Origin of the sequence: Pseudovibrio sp. POLY-S9, from assembly GCF_001431305.1 — a bacterium.
GTDB lineage: Bacteria > Pseudomonadota > Alphaproteobacteria > Rhizobiales > Stappiaceae > Pseudovibrio.
In genome coordinates this window covers 1-4,113 of sequence record NZ_LCWX01000127.1, presented here as the reverse complement: position 1 = coordinate 4,113, position 4,113 = coordinate 1, and the positions used below count along the sequence as shown (strand labels likewise).

The window sequence follows — 4,113 nt, the reverse complement described above, 5'->3', positions numbered from 1 at the left end:
TCACATTGATGAGGCTGGCTGGAGTGAGATGAAGACAATAACGGCTGGCGTCACACTTGGGCTGGGTGAACAGACAAAGCCTACCCCCGGCAATACCGTTCCTGTTTTTGGCATTGGCGATATTGAAAGTGCGCGCGGCGCTTTAGAAGCTGCGGGTGTGAAGTTTGACGGTGCGACCGAAACCATCGAGGGCATGGTGAGCACAGCCACGTTTTACGACCCAGACGGCAACGCGATGATGTTGGCACAGGACCTGACTGTTCCTGCGTGATACAAGCGCCAATTACACGCTCACCTCAATGGGAAACTGAAAAACCAGTGCCTTATTGAGGTGAGCGTAAGCTTTGCAAGGCGGGGCTTAGCCTGATGGCATTGCACTGAAAGCGGTCTATACTCTGCCGGATGTTGCAGCCTGCTAAGATTCTCATTTTGACCTACGGCTCTCGCGGAGATGTGGAGCCCTTTATCGCTTTGGCCTGCGGGCTTACAGCTCGTGGTCACACGGTTACGCTCAGCAGTGCTGAAAAGTATGGTGACTGGGTCAAGAGTTTCGGTCTGGCGTTTGAACCACTTTCGAACGACACGATTGATCTGATGACCACTCCTGACGGGATTGCAGCGCTGGAGGGATCATCCGGGCTCTTAAAGAGAGTTGCAGCAGGTGCACGGCTAGCGAAGAAATCCGGACGGCTGAACGAAGGGCTCAACCGTGATGCATGGCAGGCCGCACAAGCCGTTCAACCTGGTCTCATAGTCTTCCACCCCAAAGTGATGGCTGCGCCTCATATTGCAGAAGCATTGAACATTCCGGCTGTGATGGGTTTGTTGCAGCCGATGATCGTCCCAACAAACGAGTTCCCTGTGGCGGGGATGCCCCGCTTGCCTATACCGGGCTACAACAAGCTGGGGTACGCACTCGTCAAACTCTCTTATTCGGCTTTTCGTAAGTCGATCAATCAGTTGCGCACCAAGGCTCTGAAACTGCCAGCAATCCGGCATCGCAATGAGGTTCTGTTTCCCAGTGGAGCTCTACCAATCAAGACGCTTCATGCGATCAGCTCGTGGGTTGTTCCCCTGCCAAAGGATTGGCCGGATGAGGCGATTATGAGCGGCTACTGGAATTTGAAGTCTGACGGGGATTATAAACCACCAGCAAATCTGCGCAGTTTCCTCGAGCATGGATCTCCACCCGTTTACATTGGATTTGGCAGTATGACGGTTGAGGACCCTAAAGCGTTGCAGCGGGTTCTTATTGAAGCATTGCGAAAGGCAAATGTTCGCGGTGTCCTCTCAACCGGCTGGGCTGGGTTTGATGCTCTTGAGAGTGACGATATCCTGAGTATTTCTGATGTTCCACATGAGTGGCTGTTTCCGAAAATGGCGGCTGTCGTGCATCATGGCGGCATGGGAACCACTGCCCAAGGGTTTCGAGCAGGAGTGCCTTGCGTTCTATGCCCCTTCTTCGGCGATCAGCCCTATTGGGCTCAAAAGAGTGTTGCTCTGGGCGTTGGCGCTCCGCCTGTACCTCGCAAAGCCCTAACCGCTGACAAGTTGGCGCACTCCATTCACCTTGCAGTCAGTGACACCTCACTGAAGAAAAACGCAAGTGACCTTGCCTTGCACCTGCAAAGCGAAGACGGCGTGGGAACAGCAGTGGCAGAGATTGAGACCAGCCTTGCCGGGGTGGCAGAATCTTTCATGGAGACCTCAGTTTAAATCCGAATACAGATCACACTATGATGGGTTAAGCACCTCAATCAACTTAAGCTTTCATGTGCGCCTCTAGGCAATTCGAGAGGGGGAGAGCAGCAGATTTGAAAGACTGGCGGGATAAATTCCTTACGGTTGGCGAGGTTGGATTGAAGACCGCCGCTCCGAGATAGTCGGGACACTGAAATCAGTCGATTGAAAAATAAAGCGGGCGGTTTGACTAGGCATAACGGACTTTTTGCTGAGCATATTTCCCACATGCAGACATGGCGTACTTTTGCTCAACGAAGATAGATCAAATGAGCATCATGATGTGTACCGCGTGTTCAGCGGCACCGCATCTACCGCTTTCATTGCAACTCTTTGAAAGAGTAAAATCTAACTTAATTTTTCAAGACACGGGTAGTCAATCAGACACAAGCATGAAGCGCACAAAGTATTTATGCAACTTATTGTATATAGACTTATAAAGCTCAAGGAAGCGTAAAATGTTAAAGACTACACGACTCGGCAGTGGCAATGACAGATTCTCCGACTATGATCGCGCAAATGACCTCGTATATGCGGGAGCCGGTGATGACAGAGTGTACGCCAATGACGGGAATGATTTTGTCCATGGAGAGAGTGGTGATGATCATCTGACTGGTGGCGATGGTGAAGACACTATTTGGGGAGAAGCAGACGACGATTGGCTTAGTGGCGATGGTGGCAATGACACTCTCTTCGGTGGTACCGGTGATGATGGTGTGAGTGGTGGTAGTGGCGACGATTACTTGGACGGAGAGAGTGGCGACGACATTCTATATGGTGGGAGCGGAAACGACACTTTCAAGTTTAATCGAGGCAATGAAAAAGATAAGATCATTGATACTTCAGGTAGTAACGACACGATTAAGTTCGGTGCTGGCATCAACTTAGACCATGTCAGGGTTGCCGTAGACCCGGTGAATCCAAATGACCTGAAAATCTATATTATCGATCCGGCAAACCCAGAGCAGCCTCTTAGTGAAATTGAAGATGTTATCACACTCCAAGGTGGAGCAAGTGCATCCTCTCCAATTGAAAAGTTTGTATTTGCTGATGGTACGACGCTAACAAAACTTGAATTCCAGACTGACGGCACAATTACAATCAATGGCTCCGCTGGAAATGACGTTTTAAGAGGCAGTTTGGGTAATGATACCATCCTGGGTGGAGACGGAAGTGACGTTCTCCTAGGTGGTCACGGAGACGATACACTTGATGGCGGTGCTGGTGTCGACTTTATTCGTGGCGGTAGTGGGATCAACAATATCGTGACCGGCGGTGCGGACACCGACGTATTCATGTTTGGCCCAGGTGATGGCCTCAGTGTTGTCACTGATTTTACGGATGGTGTCGATCTCATCGGCTACTATGGAGAGGTGGCTCAGGTTATTCAGAATGCAGAAATCACTGCTGAAACCTTTGCTGGAATTGCTTCGCTTGAAGGTAAATACATTGGGTCAACACTCGTAAAAATTGATGACTCTTTTGCTGTGTTGGATGGATTTTCTACAGATCAGTTCTCTGGTGCAGATCTGTACAACTTGTCAGCCGCAGCTACAGCAACAACTGAAGCTATGGACCTACTAGCGTAGTAAACCAAAATTTTTGCTGCCAACCTTGTGTTGGCAGCTCACTTCTCATTTTCCAGCCTCATTTTTAAAAGAGTTCCCAGTAACCAACATAAGCCCGACAAGTGGCTATTGGCAATAATTGCCCTTTTGTCCATTCACCCGGCGTATCCCCGCAGCAACACCTTTTTCCCTTCTGCAACTTTTCGTTGACAGGTGGGCGGTTCCATTCCACATTCATATGTGAGGCTTCGAAATCTCTTTGTCAGCGGTAACCGCTCCCGTAACTAGCGGATTTTTTGTGCCTTTTTTCCAAAGGCGCAAACCCTTTGCTATGAGCGGGAGGGCGGTGAATACAATACTTCCTTCGGGAAGGAATAAACTCGCCTGCCGTGGTCAGGTTTCGAACCTCCCGCTCGCCAGCGGGCCGTCGAAAGCTCGTTTGTCGTGCGGTTCATTCAACAGCCAACCACGTGAGGGCTTTGATTATGGACGACACTGCATGCGCTTGTGGCGCCACAAATACTCTTCAGAATGAAATTGACGACGTAAATTTTGCTGTTTCTGATCTTCAGAACCTCGCTTATATGCAGCATCTGGTGCTGAGTGAGCGGATGAAGAACAGCAGTGAACGTGACGTTCTCTTCACTTTGCACCATGCATTATCTGACCGCCTAGAGGCACTTGATAAGACCTGCGGAATTTTAACCGATGCGTTGTCTGGCACGTCCTTCCCTAAAGGATTGTCCGGTCACGCGACACGCAGCGTCGCCTCTCCACCACCGGTCGAAACCAATATTGTGTCTCT

Annotated in this window: 3 protein-coding genes and 1 pseudogene; all 4 read left to right on the top strand. The window is 50.1% G+C overall.

The genetic code is table 11. The features are described from left to right. The coding region (locus PPL9_RS10750) for a glyoxalase (protein ID WP_082596734.1) at positions 1-271 on the top strand (271 nt) is incomplete at its 5' end. 158 nt (positions 272-429) lie between these two features. Further along, positions 430-1,716, top strand: coding sequence for a glycosyltransferase (locus tag PPL9_RS10745; protein ID WP_200962257.1), 1,287 nt, complete (start codon positions 430-432; stop codon positions 1,714-1,716). A 482-nt stretch (positions 1,717-2,198) separates the two neighbouring features. Continuing rightward, positions 2,199-3,329, top strand: coding sequence for a calcium-binding protein (locus tag PPL9_RS10740; RefSeq protein ID WP_057462704.1), 1,131 nt, complete (start codon positions 2,199-2,201; stop codon positions 3,327-3,329). A 464-nt stretch (positions 3,330-3,793) separates the two neighbouring features. Then, positions 3,794-4,012: pseudogene (locus PPL9_RS10735) on the top strand (hypothetical protein); the annotation flags it as partial. Positions 4,013-4,113: the final 101 nt, after the last annotated feature.